The sequence below is a fragment of the Pseudomonas sp. SIMBA_067 genome, assembly GCF_046534675.1.
Classification (GTDB): Bacteria; Pseudomonadota; Gammaproteobacteria; order Pseudomonadales; family Pseudomonadaceae; genus Aquipseudomonas; species Aquipseudomonas putida.
Genome location: NZ_JAWRYH010001350.1, coordinates 1 through 236, shown reverse-complemented (window position 1 = coordinate 236; position 236 = coordinate 1). Strand labels below are relative to the sequence as shown.

The following is a 236-nucleotide window of genomic DNA, read 5'->3' as shown; positions in this document are numbered from 1 at the left end:
GCCCGCCGAAAGCGAGTTGCCGGACAATGCCTTTGGCAAGATGGTCCGCGAGGGCCATGCCTTGTTTGTCGATACCCGACGCAAGATGCCGGAAGCCGTGGGTAACGGTTTGAACTGCAGCAACTGCCACCTCGACCAGGGGCGGCTGGCACACTCCGCGCCGATGTGGGGCGCGTACCCGATGTACCCGGCCTATCGCAAGAAAAACGACAAGGTCAACACCTATGCCGAGCGCA

Annotated in this window: 1 protein-coding gene; it reads left to right on the top strand. The window is 61.9% G+C overall.

Going from position 1 to position 236, the window contains the following annotated elements; genetic code table 11:
* Positions 1-236, top strand: a 236-nt coding sequence (locus SB765_RS33740; RefSeq protein WP_410933052.1) for a c-type cytochrome, incomplete at both ends; no start/stop codon positions are given.